The sequence below is a fragment of the Winogradskyella schleiferi genome, from assembly GCF_013394655.1.
Lineage (GTDB): Bacteria > Bacteroidota > Bacteroidia > Flavobacteriales > Flavobacteriaceae > Winogradskyella > Winogradskyella schleiferi.
The window spans coordinates 1,827,032-1,844,875 of sequence record NZ_CP053351.1 but is presented as its reverse complement, the minus strand read 5'-3'; the positions used below and the strand labels follow the sequence as shown (position 1 = coordinate 1,844,875).

Annotated in this window: 15 protein-coding genes; 8 read left to right on the top strand and 7 right to left on the bottom strand. The window is 33.7% G+C overall.

Annotation, left to right across the window (positions count from 1 at the left end; translation table 11 throughout):
• The first annotated feature begins 23 nt into the window (after positions 1-23).
• Together HM990_RS07955 and HM990_RS07950 are read left to right on the top strand one after the other, a co-directional pair.
• Positions 24-800 (top strand): polysaccharide biosynthesis/export family protein, encoded by a 777-nt coding sequence (locus HM990_RS07955; protein WP_178988418.1) that lies wholly within the window; start codon positions 24-26, stop codon positions 798-800.
• Between the two features lie 28 nt (positions 801-828).
• On the top strand, positions 829-3,180 hold the full coding sequence (locus HM990_RS07950; protein WP_178988417.1) for a GumC family protein: 2,352 nt from the start codon (positions 829-831) through the stop codon (positions 3,178-3,180).
• 252 nt (positions 3,181-3,432) lie between these two features.
• Here HM990_RS07950 and HM990_RS07945 read toward each other — a convergent pair whose 3' ends face one another.
• Positions 3,433-4,605 carry a proline dehydrogenase family protein gene (locus HM990_RS07945; protein ID WP_178988416.1) on the bottom strand — a complete coding sequence of 391 codons (1,173 nt, stop codon included), beginning with the start codon at positions 4,603-4,605 and terminating at the stop codon, positions 3,433-3,435.
• 91 nt (positions 4,606-4,696) lie between these two features.
• Here HM990_RS07945 and aroB point away from each other — a divergent pair, with 91 nt between their 5' ends.
• Positions 4,697-5,767, top strand: a complete 1,071-nt coding sequence (gene aroB / locus HM990_RS07940; protein ID WP_178988415.1) for a 3-dehydroquinate synthase — start codon at positions 4,697-4,699, stop codon at positions 5,765-5,767.
• On the opposite strand, the gene HM990_RS07935 is transcribed toward aroB, so the two are convergent.
• From HM990_RS07935 to HM990_RS07925, 3 genes are all read right to left on the bottom strand, one after another.
• A complete protein-coding gene (locus HM990_RS07935; protein WP_178988414.1) occupies positions 5,764-6,282 on the bottom strand; it encodes a DinB family protein in 519 nt (172 codons plus the stop codon). The genes aroB and HM990_RS07935 overlap by 4 nt on opposite strands.
• Before the next feature lie 65 nt (positions 6,283-6,347).
• Complete coding sequence (locus tag HM990_RS07930; protein WP_178988413.1) at positions 6,348-6,830, bottom strand: Lrp/AsnC family transcriptional regulator; 483 nt, start codon at positions 6,828-6,830, stop codon at positions 6,348-6,350.
• A gap of 75 nt (positions 6,831-6,905) precedes the next feature.
• Entirely contained in the window at positions 6,906-8,051 is a 1,146-nt protein-coding gene (locus HM990_RS07925) for a M14 family metallopeptidase (protein ID WP_178988412.1), read from the bottom strand.
• A gap of 303 nt (positions 8,052-8,354) precedes the next feature.
• Here HM990_RS07925 and HM990_RS07920 point away from each other — a divergent pair, with 303 nt between their 5' ends.
• The 5 genes from HM990_RS07920 to HM990_RS07900 all read left to right on the top strand — a co-directional run bounded on the left by HM990_RS07920 (position 8,355) and on the right by HM990_RS07900 (position 12,736).
• Positions 8,355-8,741 (top strand): helix-turn-helix domain-containing protein, encoded by a 387-nt coding sequence (locus tag HM990_RS07920; RefSeq protein ID WP_178988411.1) that lies wholly within the window; start codon positions 8,355-8,357, stop codon positions 8,739-8,741.
• 56 nt (positions 8,742-8,797) lie between these two features.
• Positions 8,798-9,184: a hypothetical protein gene (locus HM990_RS07915; protein ID WP_178988410.1), complete on the top strand. Its 387-nt coding sequence runs from the start codon at positions 8,798-8,800 to the stop codon at positions 9,182-9,184.
• 188 nt (positions 9,185-9,372) lie between these two features.
• Positions 9,373-10,164: a TerC family protein gene (locus HM990_RS07910; RefSeq protein WP_178988409.1), complete on the top strand. Its 792-nt coding sequence runs from the start codon at positions 9,373-9,375 to the stop codon at positions 10,162-10,164.
• A 159-nt stretch (positions 10,165-10,323) separates the two neighbouring features.
• Entirely contained in the window at positions 10,324-11,772 is a 1,449-nt protein-coding gene (locus HM990_RS07905) for an MBOAT family O-acyltransferase (protein ID WP_178988408.1), read from the top strand.
• A gap of 1 nt (position 11,773) precedes the next feature.
• A complete protein-coding gene (locus HM990_RS07900) occupies positions 11,774-12,736 on the top strand; it encodes a hypothetical protein (RefSeq protein ID WP_178988407.1) in 963 nt (320 codons plus the stop codon).
• On the opposite strand, the gene HM990_RS07895 is transcribed toward HM990_RS07900, so the two are convergent.
• From HM990_RS07895 to HM990_RS07885, 3 genes are read right to left on the bottom strand one after another with little or no spacing between them, the layout of a single operon-like run.
• The gene (locus HM990_RS07895) at positions 12,733-15,408 is read right to left on the bottom strand and encodes a DNA gyrase/topoisomerase IV subunit A (protein WP_178988406.1); all 2,676 of its coding nucleotides are present in this window, start codon (positions 15,406-15,408) and stop codon (positions 12,733-12,735) included. The two genes, HM990_RS07900 and HM990_RS07895, sit on opposite strands and share 4 nt — an antisense overlap.
• 6 nt (positions 15,409-15,414) lie before the next feature.
• Complete coding sequence (locus HM990_RS07890; protein WP_178988405.1) at positions 15,415-15,873, bottom strand: hypothetical protein; 459 nt, start codon at positions 15,871-15,873, stop codon at positions 15,415-15,417.
• Positions 15,870-17,729, bottom strand: coding sequence for a DNA topoisomerase IV subunit B (locus tag HM990_RS07885; RefSeq protein ID WP_178988404.1), 1,860 nt, complete (start codon positions 17,727-17,729; stop codon positions 15,870-15,872). Before HM990_RS07885 ends, HM990_RS07890 begins: the two co-directional genes overlap by 4 nt.
• Positions 17,730-17,844: the final 115 nt, after the last annotated feature.

Genomic DNA, 17,844 nt, shown 5'->3' with positions numbered 1-17,844 from the left:
TTTTAACCTATAAATTAACTCCAATGAAAATACGTATCCTTATCATTTCAGTATTAGCGATTATTACAGCTAGCTCATGTGCATCAAGAAAAAAAATAGTTTACTTCCAGGATGAACCAATAGAAGAAGGTCAGTTAACAACAGAACCGACTCAATTGACTTATAAGCCGGACGATATATTAACAATAAATGTGTCTGCTCTTGATCCAGATACGGTAAGACCTTTTAATTTACCAACGGTATCAAACAACACTAACGATTTAATTACCGCAAGAAATTCTACACAACAACAAACCTACCTAGTAGATTATAATGGTAATATTGAATTTCCAGTTCTAGGAACCATTAAAGTCGAAGGGCTAACACGTTCTGACTTAACCGCTTTACTTACCGAGCGAATTAAAGTTATGGTAAATGATCCTATTGTTAATGTTAGGTTGGCCAATTTTACCATAACAGTTATCGGTGAGGTTACTAGTCCGGGTACTTTTACCATACAAGACGAAAGTATTACTTTATTAGAGGCTTTAGGTTATGCTAAGGATTTAACTATATTTGGCAAACGAAAAAACGTGTTACTTATTAGAGAAGTCGATGGAAAAAAGAAGTTTGCAAACATTGACTTAACCTCAATAAATACAGTAAACTCCCCTTTTTACTATCTACAACAAAACGACGTTATTTATGTAGAACCCAATAAAGCCAAAGTAAGGTCTTCTACCTTTAACCAAAACAATGGAGTTTTAATCTCGGCTATTGGAACACTGACTACAATCATCGCCGTTTTTTTAGTAAAATAATTTTAGATTTTAATAATAGTCAAAGTTTATGAAAAGCAAGTCTAAATTAGCTAATAACGAATTAAGGCAACAATTAGAATTGATATTGTCTTATTGGAAGGTGATTTCTTTAAGTCTAATCATAGCCATCTTTTTAGCTTATACATTTTTACGATATGAAACACCTAAATATAAAGCTAACGCCACAATTAAAATTAAGGACGACAAACAATCCCAAAAAATACCGAGCCTAGAAGCCTTTACTAGTAAAGGCTTGTTTTCTAATGGGACAAATCAAATTATTGATGAAATTGAGGTTATTCAATCAAGGTCTTTAATGAATAAGGTTATAAAAAAGTTAAATCTTAATATTCAATTTTTTTCGCAAGGTCAGATCAAAGAATTGGAAATTTATAAAAACCCGCCTCTTAAATTAAATTTTTTTGCTAGTGACTCTGTAATTCATAAAGTGGACACTACACTCTATATTAAGGTAGTTTCCCCAACGAAATATTTGATGTTCAAAGATAATGGGAAATCACTATTGGATAGAGACCAGTCTCTAGGTAAGTCCTATAACTTTGGAGATAGAATTAAAACCGGTTTCGGCGACATGGTCATTGTTCCAAATATAGGTAAACATGCGCCAATGGTCGGTAGTAATTTGAGAGTTTCTATCATTCCGGTAAGAAATTTGGTGAACAGTTATCAAGCACGATTAAAAATTTCATCAGAATCCGAATCTAGCATATTAAAACTAGAATTTAGTGACAATATACCTGATAGAGCTATCGATATTTTAAATCAAGTCATTAGAGAATACAACACTGATGTGATTTTAGATAAGGAATCGGTAATTCAGGTCACTTCAGATTTTATTGACAGCAGGCTCCAAGCAGTTTCAAAAGAGTTAAAAGAAGTCGATTTTACAGCAGAACAACTTCAAAAGAACAATAAACTTACAGCTTTAAGTTCTCAAGCAAATTTATATTTGGAAAGTGAAAAAGCAACGGAAAATAAAATCAATACTACGGCCAATACTATAGAACTTATAGGTTATTTAAAGAATGAAATAAGCCAAAAGAATAAAAGCTCAGATTTATTGCCTCCAAATATTATATCTGACGCAAATATTTCCCAAGTAACTAAAACTCATAATGAATTAGTGGCGCAACGTGATAAGCTTCTCAAAAATTCTAGTGAGCAAAATCCTATTGTCATCAACCTTAATAGTCAAATAGATGCTTTAAAAGACAATCTTACTAACTCCTTGGATAATATGGAAAGAACCAGTAAGATAACCTTAAATAATCTAAATAGAGAGGAAGCTAGAATAAGAGGTCAAATATATAGTGCGCCGACAAAAGAAAGACAGTTTAGAAGTATTGAACGTCAACAAGGTATTAAAGAATCCCTTTATCTATATCTTTTACAAAAAAGAGAAGAATCTGCTATAAGTTTAGGAATGTTTTCTCCTAATGCAAAAACTATAGATAAAGGCTATTCTTCTTATAGTCCTATATCTCCAAATACCATGTTAACTTATTTGGGTGCTATGTTATTTGGATTGGCAATACCAATTGGATCTATTTATTTCTTAAGCTTATTAGACAATAAAATTCATAAGAAGGAAGATTTAGTTAAAATTTTAGACATTCCATATTTAGGAGATATACCAAAAACAAACAAGAAAACTAAAATAGTCAAAAAAGTAGATTACTCTCCTAAAGCAGAGGCATTTAGGATTATTAGATCTAATGTAGATTTTATGCTTGGCAAAACACCTGGTGGAGATTCCAAGAAACTTTTTGTGACTTCTACTACAGCTCAAGAAGGAAAGTCGCATACAAGCACCAATCTTGCGATGTCAATTTCTTACTCGGAAAAATCTGTTCTACTACTAGAAACTGATATTAGAATGCCTAAAATAATGGACTATCTAAACAGGAAAGAGAAAGTTGAAAAAGGATTAACAGATTTTATTGCAGACAAATCCATAAAACCACAGGATATAGTAATTAAAAGTGAAGACAATCCTTTTCTAGACGTTGTAGCTTCGGGAACCATACCACCTAATCCTTCTGAATTATTGATGAGTGATAGGTTGATTGAATTATTTGAGTATTTCGATAAAAAATATGATTACATTATTGTAGATACTTCTGCCGTAGGTCTAGTGAGTGATACATTGTTAATCTCTAAATATGCAGACATGTTCATCTATGTCGTAAGTGCAGATAATATTGACAAAAGACAACTGGTTCGAATAGCACAGCCTCTGTATGACGAAAATAGGTTACCAAAAATGGCGTTACTATTAAACGGTGTAAAAACAGGTAGCAAGGGTTATGGTTATGGTTACGGTTATGGCAATCATCCTCAAAAAGTCAAAAAATCTTAATTTTATCCGGATTTAAAATTAAATTAGAAACTTTAACTTAAACCTTGTAGATCAATTTCGCATTGTACTTTTTTTTATGCACCATTGAGTTAAGTATAAGTTTTATGATATAGAGAACCCTAATAAAAAATGTTTTTATTAGGGTTTCCTTTGTGATTATTTTATGAGCTTTTAATAATGTACTTTCAAAAATACAATAATCATGTTTAAATCAATGGTCTAAATAATACTTTAGATATAATAGTCAGTTAACTATAATTTCCGTCGTCGTCTCTCTGCCTTTAATAAAGATAATTCTCTAGTCGTTTGTCCTGAAACAGATGTATTCTCCTCTGCCCTTCTAATGAGATAAGGCATGACATCTTTAACAGGTCCGAACGGAATATACTTAGCTACATTATAACCTTGGGCAGCCAAATTGAAACTTATATGATCGCTCATTCCGTAAAGTTGTCCAAACCACACATTATTATCTTGTTTAGAAATATTATGGGTTTCCATAAGTTCCATGGCCAAATAACAACTGGCTTCATTATGCGTACCAATAAAAACTGAAATGGTATTTAAATTTTTAAGAATATAATTTAAGGTTTCATTAAAATTATCATCCGTAGCTTTCTTGTTTTCGCAAATTGGTGAATCATAACCCTTTTCTAACGCTCTTTCGCGCTCCTTTTCCATATAAGCGCCACGAACGATTTTCATTCCAATTTTAAATCCTTCCGATTTAGCGCGTTGATGTAATTGTTTTAAATAATCTAAACGATCCCAACGGTATAGCTGCAGCGTATTATAGACTATGGTGACATCCTTGTTATAACGACGCATCATTTCCTCCACCAAATCATCAGCAGCATCTTGCATCCAACTTTCTTCGCCGTCAATAAGGACTTCTACATCTTTTTCTTTAGCGAACTTACAAACGGCATCAAATCGATTCTCAATTCTATTCCATTCAGCCATTTCTTCAGATGTCAAGGTAACGCCTTCGGTCTTTTTTTGATACAATTTAAATCGCCCAAAACCTGAAGGTTTAAAAACCACAATTGGCATTGCTTCCCTATCATCGCAGAAACGAATAATTTTTAAGATCTTTTCTAATGCGTTATCAAATTGATTTTCTTCAGCTTTGCCTTCAACCGAATAATCCAAAACTGAACTTACACCTTCGGTATATAATTTATCAATTACAGGTAAACAATCTTCCTCGTTAACACCACCACAAAAATGGTCAAATACGGTTGCACGTATCAATTTCTCTACAGGTAAATGTGCTTTCAACGCAAAATTAGTGGCCGCAGTTCCTATACGAACCAAGGGTTCCGACGAAATCATTTTAAATAAAAAATAAGCACGTTCGAGCTCAGAATCAGACTTTAAAGTAAAAGCCGTACCTGTGTTCTCAAAGAGTGAGCGATCTATCATAGGCTAAATAATATATGCAAATATATTTATTCTGATTGTAGTATTTTCAAAAAAGGAAGTATTTTCACAGCATCAATTAAGATTATATATAATGGATTCCATTTCGACAAAAAATGCCACTGTTTATTTTAATTCTGAAGTCTATTCAGCTCTGAATAACTATTTGAAAACTACAAAACCCTCTAAGATATTTATTCTTGTAGATACCAATACGCATGATTATTGTTTGCCTAAATTCTTAGAACGTGTTGAATCTGGAGATATAGCTGTTGAAGTCATGGAAATACCAAATGGCGAAGAGCATAAAAGCATAGATATTTGCACAGGAGTCTGGGAAGCACTATCAGAATATAACGCAGATCGAAAGAGTTTATTAATCAATTTAGGTGGCGGTGTTGTCACGGATTTAGGCGGATTTGTAGCTAGTACTTATATGCGTGGCATTCCCTATATAAATATCCCAACTTCACTGTTAGCTATGGTTGATGCTTCCGTAGGTGGGAAAACAGGGGTTGATTTAGGAGCCTTGAAAAATCAGATTGGCGTTATTAACGAAGGCAAAATAGTGGGTATTGACACCTCTTTTTTAGATACACTTCCGCAAAACGAAATGGTTTCTGGCTTTGCTGAAATGCTAAAACACGGCTTAATCTACAATAAGGAATATTGGAATATTTTAACGCACCTAGAAAATTTAGACATTTCGGATTTGGACCGTTTAATTTATGATTCTGTCATTATTAAGAATAAAGTGGTAACAGAAGATCCTGAGGAACAAGGTTTAAGAAAAATATTGAATTTCGGACATACTCTAGGTCATGCCATAGAAAGTCATTTCTTAGAAAATGCAGATAAGACGCCTCTCCTTCATGGCGAAGCGATTGCGATTGGAATGCTATTAGAAACTTATTTATCTACCAAAATATGTGGTCTGAGCCAAGAGGAATTAGACATAATCCATACAGGTATTTTGAAAACGTTCTCTAAAGTAGAAATAACCGAACAAGACCAAAAAGTCATTATAGATTTATTACAATACGACAAAAAGAACAGTCATGGCGTTGTAAACTTTGTGTTGCTTGAAGCTATAGGTAAACCAAAATTAGACTGTGTAGTCAGCAATGCGCTTATACTTAAAGCTTTTGAATATTATGGGAGTTAGATATAACGTTCCTTAATAATTTGAATATGATGGTTCTCATGACCAATAGTGATATAACCAAGCACTCTTACTGAAAAAGCGGCACCACTAGCCTCTCCTATTTGAAGCAAGGTGGAAGCTTCGAAACTATTAAATAATGCAATTGTTGCTTGTCGTACAGCTTTGTATTCTTCAATAAGATTTTCTAAGGTTCGTTTAACTGCATATCCATTCGCCACATAATCATCTTGTTCAAAACCCACCATTGGACTTTTATCTCGCCTAGCAATTCGTAAAGCTCTATAAGCAAAAATGCGTTCTGTATCTATGATATGAAGTAAAATATCCTTCACTGTCCACTTTCCTTCAGCATAGGCATAATTTTGTTTTTCTTCCGGAATATCAGAAAAAAACGATACTAAGACATTTAAATTTTCCTTTAATCCTTCAACAATAGGTCCATCTGTATTTGCCTTTTCCAGATAGGTTTTATAGTAAGAATGGTATTCTTTTGCTTCAATGGGATTCGAGTTCATAACATAAACGTAAAAAAAAAGCCCTATGTCTAAATATCATAGGGCTTTTAGGAATATTGTTTTATTTAATCTAATTCATTAAAAATAGTATGCATCAAACGTTTTTTATCATTCAGACTTTCTTCCAAGGAAATCATGGTTTCAGTTCTATAAACGCCATCAATATCATCTAACATGAAAATAATCTCTTTAGCATGCATGGTATTCTTTGCTCTAATTTTACAGAAAATATTAAATTTTCCTGTGGTAATATGTGCAACAGTTACATAAGGAATATCGTAAATGCGCTCTAGAACAAATTTTGTTTGTGATGTATTCTGGAGGTAAACGCCAACATAAGCAATAAACGAATAATCGAGTTTTTGATAATCTAATGTCAATGAAGAACCTTTTATAATACCTGCTTCTTCCATTTTCTTTACGCGAACATGGACTGTACCAGCAGAAATCAATAATTTCTTTGCAATATCGGTAAATGGAATTCTAGTATTATCGATAAGCATATCGAGTATTTGGTGGTCAACTTCGTCTAATTTAAATTTAGCCATATTTTATACAATCTTTAAAGTAAAGACAAAAATAGAACATTTAATTTAGGAATTCTATATTATATTTGAATTATTTTAAGGTTTTAGTGATATTTTCTCATTATTCAATAATACGAAATCGATTTCGCCACCTATTATTAAATCAGAATTTTCTTCAGTTTTTAACAATTTACCTTTTGCATCGATTTCTTTATGACCAAATTTATTCTTCAATTTTTCAATAGCTTCAACAATCGGCACAAAATGTAATTTGCTATTAATCAGTGTTTCTTTAAATTGAATCGCGATATCAACAAGCTCATTCTCCATATTGTCTTGCTTAGCATTTCGTATAATGATATCATAAAAACACTTTGCATTTTCAGGAATGTTAAAATAAGTATCATAGTTCTCATTCCTGACGCCGTTAGTTATAACATCGAGACCTTTTAAAATTGCAATGAACATTAAACGTCTTACGGCTTCCCTTGCATAATCATTAGCATAATGACCCGCTTCATATAAAATAGTTGGCACACCAAAATTCTGAAAGGTATCTCCAACACAATTAAGATTGAAACCATCATCATAGCGACCAATACCGTTTGGAATTTCGGGTTGTAATAAATTATTGATCTCTACGATAATAGACATGGCGGTTTTCCTGTTCGTAGTTATAGAGCGCGCTTCATCTTGTGAAGGCGACAAAAACGAAAGTGTAGCTACATTATTGGTTTCTCCAGCACTAAAAATGGTGCGTTGTCCATGAAGATTAAAACAAAAATCAGGTTTAAAGTCCTTATAAACTTGTCGTAATAATCTACTTTCTGGTTGCGACAAGTCTTGCGCATCCCTATTTAAATCAACCAGATTGGCATTTAAGCGTGAATATTTTTCTGCACCATCTGGATTTAATATTGGAATAACAACCAAAGTACAACGCTCTAAAATATCTTTTGACAGTTTGTGCTCGGTTTCAAACAGATTAAAACAATCAAAAAGGGCTTTTGTCGATGTGGATTCGTTGCCATGCATTTGTGACCATAATAAGATGTTGATTGGTCCATGGCCATATGTCAAACTATATATTGGTCGTTTTTCAACCGAATATCCGAGCGTTGAAATTCTCGAATGCGGTAATTTTTCCAAGCACTTTTCAATGTGGGAATTTGTTATATATCGACCAAATAATTCAGGATTCTTTACAGCAGGAAATATAGTATTTAACAACTCTAAATTCATAAGACTTTTTTAGTGGTTACAAATGTAATCATTTGAAAATTTACATTTGTAAACAGTGTAAACTCACAAAATAGTTACAATATTAAACAAATAGTGTTTCGTTCATAAGTAGGTTTCAATCACATAATACAAATAATAGAATTGAAAATATATTTATAGTATATAAATCATATTATCAGTCTCTTAAATAGATATATTAAAGTATATGTTTAATACTAAAATTTAAAACGAACAATCTTTGATAAAAATACAAATACTATTCGTTACATTTGTAACGTTAAATACTGAAATCGTAAGTTTACAATGATAAACTCTGCTGAATTTACAGACCGACTACAAAAAGTCATTGATTTCTACGGTGAAACCGCTTCAAGTTTTGCCGAAAAAATTGGTGTGCAACGCTCAAGTATTTCACATATTTTGTCGGGCAGGAATAAGCCAAGTTTAGACTTTGTAATGAAGGTGCTACACGCCTATCCAGAAGTAGAATTATATTGGCTGATGAATGGCAAAGGCAATTTTCCGAGCAAACAAAAAATTTCAGAATCACCTAATTCCAATCTTCCAAAAGCTAGCGCAAATGCAAAGCTTCCTATTGGCGTTTCGAATTCCCATAGCAATACCGATTCAGAAATCGATAAAATAGTCATCTTTTACAAAGACGGCACATTTAAAAGTTACACACCTTAATTTACATTTCAACACAAAAGTTTAAACGAGTTGATTACCTTTGCTAAAAGACTAAAATGAAAGTATTTTCAGCACTTCTATTATTGGTATTATTAACAAACTGTTACTCTATAGAGCGCAACTGTACCGATTTTAAGACAGGAACTTTTGAGTTTACTTATACCATTGATGGCATTGAGCAAACTTCACGTTTTAAACGCACCGAGAAATTTAATATCGATTACCGGGAAGGAGAAGCAGATTCTTCCTCTGTTCGATGGATAAACGATTGTGAATTCGTGCTTAAAAAATTGCAACCCACAAGTAACTCTGAAAAAGATGCTATTCACATGAAAATATTGTCTACAACAGAAGACTCATACACATTTGAATATAAGCTTGCCGTAAAACGACCAAACAAACCCTTGAACGTTGAAAAAGGCGTAGCGTTTAAAATAAATTAAGTCTTTAAAGACTGAAAATTTACAGTTTCAAAAATTACAAATAGTTATTGCGCTAAAAAATTAATTATATAGAGTATAAATGACCTAATTAATCATTTAATTTTATAATGTCTATCGCAAAAATTATTAGTTAGACCAACTATTTTTTTTGACAAGTAAACGCTTAACTATTTAATTGACTATTAACCATGCTCGATTTTCTTCTCACTTCCGAAGCCATAATGGCATTGATCACATTAACCTTTTTAGAGATTATATTGGGTATAGACAATATCGTTTTCATTTCTATTGCAGCTAACAAGCTACCAGAGCATCAACGCAGCAAAGCCACTAATATTGGACTTTTGCTTGCAATGTTACAACGTATCATTCTGCTGTTCTTTGTATCTTTCCTGGTTGGACTAAGCGAACCTTTTTATACAATTAATACGAGCTGGCTATCGATAGGCATTAGCTGGCAGGCCATTATATTATTTGCAGGTGGTTTATTTTTGATCTATAAAAGTACCTCTGAGATTCGAGAAAAAGTAGAACATCCCTCTCATGACGAAGACCAAGTTAAGTCCAAACGCATAAAATCACTCAGCAACGCTATTGTACAAATAATTATTATCGATTTTATTTTTTCAATAGACTCTATTCTAACTGCGGTAGGAATGACCAATGGACTGCATCCAAACCACAACTACACCTTAGTTTTAATGATTATTGCAGTTATGATCTCTATTGGAATTATGATTGGTTTTGCGAACCCAATTAGAAAATTTATAGAAAAACATCCAAGTATTCAGATTTTAGGCTTAGCATTTTTAATTCTTATTGGCTTTATGCTTATTACAGAAGCGGCTCACTTATCAGAAACAGAATTCTTTGGTAAAACCGTTGGCGCTATACCAAAAGGATACTTGTATTTTGCTATAGCATTTTCACTTTTTGTAGAGTTTCTAAATTTTAAAGCCATTAAAAAGCAAAAAACATAAAAACCGATTTAATAGCAAGATTAAGGCGGTAGAACGTTAATTTATTCCACTTAACTAAAAATATGAGTTTTTTTAGGTTACGCAATTTGGGTTTCACTATATTTCGACAAAATTAACCTGTTTTTTAAAAAGGACCCAAATCTATAAAACTCTCAGTTAATGCTATTTAATTCAATAGACTTTGCAGTATTCCTACCTGTTGTTTTTATTTTGTATTGGTTTTTTTGCCAAAAGAATCTAAAGCTTCAGAACTTGCTCATCGTAGTGGCAAGTTATGTGTTTTACGGTTGGTGGGATTGGCGCTTTTTGTCGCTTATCATTTTCAGCACCATCGTAGATTACTCCATTGGAGTTGCACTTTCAAAGGGTGGCAGCCATAAAAAGCGTAAACTTCTTTTATGGGTTAGTATCCTCGTAAACCTTGGATTCCTTGGGTTTTTCAAATATTACAACTTCTTTTTAGACAATTTAATTACGGCATTCACATTTTTTGGAACCGAATTACAGGCCAGTTCATTAAAAATTATATTACCAGTTGGAATAAGCTTCTATACATTTCAAACTTTAAGTTATACCATAGATGTGTACAGGGAAAAATTGACTCCTACCAAGAATTTTATAGCATTTTCTGCTTTTGTTAGTTTCTTCCCTCAGTTAGTTGCTGGACCGATTGAACGCGCCACAAACTTATTACCTCAATTTTATACTAAGCGCAAATTTGAATACAGTAAGGCTGTAGACGGATTGCGTCAGATCCTTTGGGGCATGTTCAAAAAGGTGGTTATTGCCGATAACTGTGCCGAATTTGCAAATGAATTTTTTAATAACCACACTGAATATGGCGGAAGCGGGCTATTACTGGGCGCTTTATTCTTTACATTCCAGATTTATGGGGATTTTTCTGGTTATTCGGATATCGCTATCGGAACATCTCGATTATTTGGATTTGACTTAAAACAAAATTTCGCTTTTCCTTATTTTTCGAGGGACATTGCTGAATTTTGGAGACGTTGGCACATATCATTATCGACCTGGTTTAGAGACTACCTCTATATTCCTTTAGGAGGAAGTAAAGGTGGTACAGCCATGAAAGTTCGCAACACGTTTATAATATTTATTGTGAGTGGGTTTTGGCATGGTTCCAATTGGACTTTTATTGTTTGGGGAGCTTTGAATGCCATTTATTTTCTACCGCTATTATTAGCAAAAAAGAACAGATCAAATATTGGGGCTGTCGCAGAAGGCCGATTCTTACCTTCGATAAAGGACATTATAAACATTGGCTCCACTTTTTTGTTGACTGTTCTCGCTTGGGTGTTTTTCAGGGCAGATTCCGTCAATCATGCTATAGAATATTTAATTGGTATTTTCTCGAAAAGCTTATTTTCAATACCAGAGTTCGAAAATAGAACACATGCTATTGAGGTCTTAATACTCATAGGTTTTCTATTGCTGATAGAGTGGCTAGGAAGAGAGTCCCAATATGGTATAGAGAAATTAGGACTACATTGGAATAGAAACATAAGAATGGCTTTTTATTTGGGCATTGTATGTTTAATATTCTTATTTATTGGCAAGGAACAAGAATTCATTTATTTCCAGTTTTAGTATGAAGGGTTTTATCAAAAAAATAATCATCTTTTCAGTTTTAGCTATATTAGTGGTAATAGCCATAGTAATAGGTTCTAATTATATAGTAAAAACCCAATCGCGTTTTGACATTAGTAAAGATATATCAACATTAGTACTCGGTCATTCACATTCGCAGTGCTCTATAAATGATTCTATTCTTCACAATAGCATTAATCTATCAGCTTCTGGCGAATCGTATTTTTACAACTACCAAAAATTAAAAAAAGTTGTAAAAGCGAACGGTTACATAAAAAAGGTATTCATAGAATTTGCCAATAACCATGTCGATAGTGTTATGGACGACTGGACTTGGGGATATGAGAAAATGTCTTATTACCTTCCATACTACAGTCCCTATATGGATTTTGAAGATTTTAATCTATTATTCGAGCACAATTCTACCGATCTTCTCGCTAGTTATTCAATAGCTACCCGCAAACATTTGTACCGCATACTTGGAGGCAATTTTGATTTGATAGATGACATTGGCGGCTTTTTGGGCTCAAAACATAGCAAAGTTGATGAATTGATTGCCAAGAATAATTTTAATTCTTCCATATCCAAAAGTCATACGCTTTCTGAAACCAATCTTAATTATTTAAGAAAAATGATTGAGTTTTGTAGAGAAAATAATGTGCGTGTTTTTCTTATAAGAAGCCCTCAGCATCCATTATATGCAGACTTGAGCAATGAAGCCATATATCAAAATGTGAAGCACACCAGATTCAATGATGTTGATTTATTGGATTTCGATGCTATGCAATTTCCTAATAAGTATTATTTGGATTTGCATCATTTAAACTATAAAGGCGCTAATCAATTTACCACACTATTCAATGATTTGCTTAAATCCAACCTTCTAAATGCAGACGATAAGCAAGCCATTATAGATGCACGTATTAAAGATTTCAATACAAAACAGATTAAACCCAACTTTTAAAATAAGGTGACTTGACCTTTATCATCAATATCTAAATCATCATCATCGCTTTTATTTTCAGAAGCTTTAGTTGGCGTTTTTTTTTCAGAATCTGAATCCTTTTCATTTGAATTTTTAACTGTTTCTTCATCCACTACTTCTAAATCATCAGCGTGTATTTCTTCGGGTGCTTCATAAGGTAAGGAAGCCAACAAACTTACTTGATTAATTTTTTCTTTAGTCAATTGATTTCCAAGCGCATTAATCCCTTTTACTGAAATGAATTCTTCAAGATTAACTTCCATATTATCTTTACGATCCTTACCTCGTTCTTTTTTGAATTCAACCTCTGCCATTGGTCGCCAATCTGTAGAAACAATTTCCAATTGCGAATCGGCATGGTCCGAGATAAAATACTCTTCTTTACCTTCTTGTTCTATTAAAAAACGCTTGACGTAGTAACGCTCTTTTTCGCCATCGTAATAGATGGCAGAAATAGGTTTTTTAGGAATCCATTTTTCCAAGACAATCATATCACTGTCAAAATGGGTGGTCAATTCTGGAATAATGGTTTTTGCCATTCCAGATTGATTAATAATAAGAAGCCTGTCTTCGCCTCTAAACTCACCTATCAACTCACCTCTTTCATCAACATTAAGTCGCTGAACAGCATCATCGAACCAAATTTTCCGAGGCTTTAAGGTTGAAACTCCTTTTTCTTTTAACTCCACACGTTTAATGGCATGCTTAGTAACACGATTACCTTTTGAAGACCTCCCTTTTATAAGAATATCTGAAAAGTCCAGATCCCACTTTAATTTTTTGATACTACCTACCTGGCGCAACATAATAGTAACGACTTCAGCCTCTCCATTTGGATTGGCCGAAAAATACCAAACCTCAGAACCTTTGTTTCCATTGGCTAAATCATATTCACGATCCCTAGTCATACTGGTTACTGCAAAACGTTTTACATATGATGGTCCTTTTTTACCGTCGCGATAAATCATGTTATAAATGGTACGCTTATCTTTTTTCTTAAATACAGCGACATGGATAATATTTTTCCCAACAAAGATTTTAGAATCCACTTTAGAAACCATCATTTTACCTTCTTTTGTAAATACAATGATGTCATCGATATCACTACAATCACAAACGTATTCATCACGTTTTAAAGATGTGCCCACAAAACCTTCAGCTCTGTTAACGTAAAGCTTCGTGTTTCTAATGACCACTTTTGTAGCATCAACATCTTCAAAAATTCGTATTTCAGTTTTGCGCTCCTTACCTTCTCCGTATTCTATTTTAAGTCTTTCAAAATACGCTATAGCATAGTCGATTAGATGCGCTAAGTGATGTTTTACTTCAGCAATTTGATCTTCTAAAGCATCTATTTTTTGTTGTGCTTTATCAATATCGAATTTGGAAATACGCTTAATTCTAATTTCTGTCAAACGTGTAATGTCTTCAACTGTAATGGCGCGTTTCAAATGTGTGATATGTGGTTGAAGCCCTTTGTCAATAGCATTGATCACACCTTCCCAAGTTTCTTCTTCCTCAATATCGCGATAGATGCGTTTTTCAATGAAGATACGTTCCAAGGATGCAAAATGCCATTGTTCGTGAAATTCTCCCAATCTTATTTCCAATTCTTGCTTTAAAAGCTGAACTGTATTATCGGTGGAACGACGTAACATCTCTGTAACACCAACAAAATATGGCTTGTTGTCTTCAATAACACAACCTAGTGGCGAAATGGAGGTTTCACAATTGGTAAATGCGTAAAGTGCATCAATGGTTTTGTCTGGCGATAATCCTGAAGGTAAATGAATTAAAATCTCAACTTCAGCAGCTGTATTATCTTCAATTTTCTTGATCTTAATTTTACCTTTATCATTTGCCTTTAAGATCGAATCTATAAGTGAAGACGTCGTTGTTCCAAAAGGAATTTCAGTAATTGCCAAGGTGTTTTTATCTTGTTGCGCAATTTTTGCACGAACCCTAACCTTTCCGCCGCGCATGCCATCATTATAGTTGGTAAAGTCTGCTATTCCAGCGGTTGGGAAATCCGGTAAAATTGTAAAACGCTTCCCTTTAAGGTGTTTTACGGAAGCGTCAATTAGTTCAATAAAATTATGAGGTAATATTTTTGTGGATAAACCAACAGCAATTCCTTCGCCGCCTTGTGCCAAAAGCAAAGGAAACATCACTGGTAAATTTATAGGTTCTTTTCGCCTGCCATCATAAGATGCTTGCCATTCCGTAATTTTTGGATTATAAACAACATCTAAAGCAAATTTTGAAAGTCGTGCTTCAATATAACGCGATGCAGCAGCACGATCGCCTGTTAATATATTTCCCCAGTTTCCTTGGGTATCTATCAACAAATCTTTCTGACCGATTTGAACCATCGCATCTGCAATACTTGCATCACCATGCGGATGATATTGCATAGTGTGACCAACAATGTTTGCTACTTTATTGTAGCGTCCATCATCCAAATCTTTTATGGAATGCATAATCCGACGTTGCACAGGTTTAAAACCGTCTTCAATGGCTGGTACAGCACGTTCCAAGATTACATAAGAGGCGTAATCCAAGAACCATTCTTTGTACATTCCGGTAACCTTGGTTATCGTTTCCTGATTACCACTATCTTCATTTAACAACTCCTCATGTTCTTCTGCCATGTATGCTTATTTATTTTCTTTTATAATCTTTCTTAAAGATTGCTTGACGTACCTTAATTTTTTCCGCTTTAAAAGGGTGATATTAAATCGCTTTTTGGAAAGTTTTCCCTCGCTGTTTTTAATGGTAACGATCAAAATTTTATATACCAATAATTTGCGGATTTTAAAACCGACTAAATTATGTTTATCTATTTCAACTTTTTCTTCTCTATAATTGAGATAATCCGTCAGTATTAAACCACTATTGGTTATCACCAGTTTTGAACCATCACTATCATATTCAAAATATCTGGCCACAAAATGAACAGCAACAACTGCAAGTGCCAAGCCAATAATTACATACAATGAACTCCCCTCGAAAATTCGAAACGATTTGAATACCGTTGTCAACAAAATAGCCGCTACCACCAATAAAAAATAAATAGAAATTATGGTGCTCTTGATATTTCTGTTATCTGTTCTCATATGGATTCTTCAACCACATCTAATTCAACTTTAAGATTGTCAATAATAAACTCTTGACGTGTCGGTGTATTTTTTCCCATATAGAAAGACAATAACTCCTCAATGGACATGTCCTTATCTAACATCACAGGATCCAAACGCATATCTTCCCCAATAAAATGCACAAATTCATCAGGCGAAATCTCACCTAAACCTTTGAATCGGGTAATTTCGGGTTTTGGCTTTAGTTTTTCCAAAGCCTCTCTGCGTTCCTCTTCAGAATAACAATAAATGGTCTCCTTTTTATTTCGGACCCTAAATAAAGGTGTCTGCAGAATATATAAATGCCCTTCTTTAATCACCTCCGGAAAGAATTGTAGAAAAAATGTAATCAACAATAATCGAATATGCATACCATCAACATCAGCATCTGTGGCAATAACGACATTGTTATATCGTAAATCTTCAAGGGATTCTTCAATATTTAAAGCGGCTTGAAGCAGATTGAATTCTTCATTTTCATAAACAATCTTTTTACTTAAACCATAACAATTCAAAGGCTTTCCTTTTAAACTAAAAACAGCTTGTGTATTGACATCCCGAGACTTTGTGATACTACCGGAAGCTGAATCTCCCTCAGTAATAAACAAAGTAGTATCTAAGTAACGTTCATTTTTAGTATCGCCAAAATGCACTCGGCAGTCGCGCAGTTTCTTATTGTGAAGACTGGCTTTCTTGGCTCTGTCTTTTGCTAATTTTCGTATGCCTGATAATTCTTTACGTTCACGTTCGGCTTGAAGAATTTTCCGTTGGATTTTTTCTGCTGTATCTGGATTTTTATGTAAAAAATTGTCAAGATATTTTTTTACAAAATCATTAATATAAGTTCTTACCGTCGGCAAATCGCCTCCCATATCCGTTGAACCTAATTTGGTTTTGGTCTGACTTTCAAAGACAGGTTCCATAACTTTGATGGCAATGGCAGAAACGACCGATTTTCTTACATCAGAAGCATCATAGTTTTTACCATAAAATTCCCGAATCGTCTTAACCAAAGATTCCCTGAAAGCGGCTAAATGCGTTCCGCCCTGAGTGGTGTTTTGACCATTGACAAAGGAATGGTATTCTTCGCTATATTGTGTTTTACTATGCGTAATGGCAACTTCAATATCATCACCTTTAAGATGTATAATGGGATACAGCATATCGGATTCATTGATATTTTCAGATAATAAATCCTTTAAACCATTTTCACTAAAATATTTTTCGCCATTAAAAACTATGGTTAATCCTGGATTTAAATAGACATAATTTTTAAGCATTTTAACGATGTATTCGTTTCTATACTTATAATTTTTGAAAATGACTTCATCTGGAACAAAAGACACCTTGGTTCCTTTTCGTCGAGATGTGTCATCCAATAACTCTTCATTGGTAAGATTTCCTTGTTCAAATTCAGCTGAAGCCGATTTATTATCTCTTGTAGATTCCACTCTAAAATACGAGGACAAGGCATTGACTGCCTTTGTACCCACACCATTTAAACCTACCGATTTTTTAAAGGCTTTGGAGTCGTACTTTCCGCCTGTATTCATCTTGGATACGACATCGACCACTTTTCCCAGAGGAATTCCACGACCGTAATCCCGAACAATAACCCGTTCGCCATGTACAGAGATTTCAATGGTCTTGCCAGCTCCCATGACGTATTCATCAATAGAGTTATCCAGAACTTCTTTTAAAAGAATATAAATGCCATCATCTGGAGAAGATCCATCACCTAATTTCCCGATATACATTCCTGGTCGCATTCGGATGTGTTCTTTCCAATCGAGTGAACGTATATTATCTTCGGTATAGTTAGACTGTTCTGACATAAAAATAGATGAGATTATTGCTGAAAGGCTAATATAAGACTATAGCTTAAAAAATGAAATATGCTTTGAACAAAGTAATTAACAATAGCACTTAATAACTGCCTTAAAACCCTAA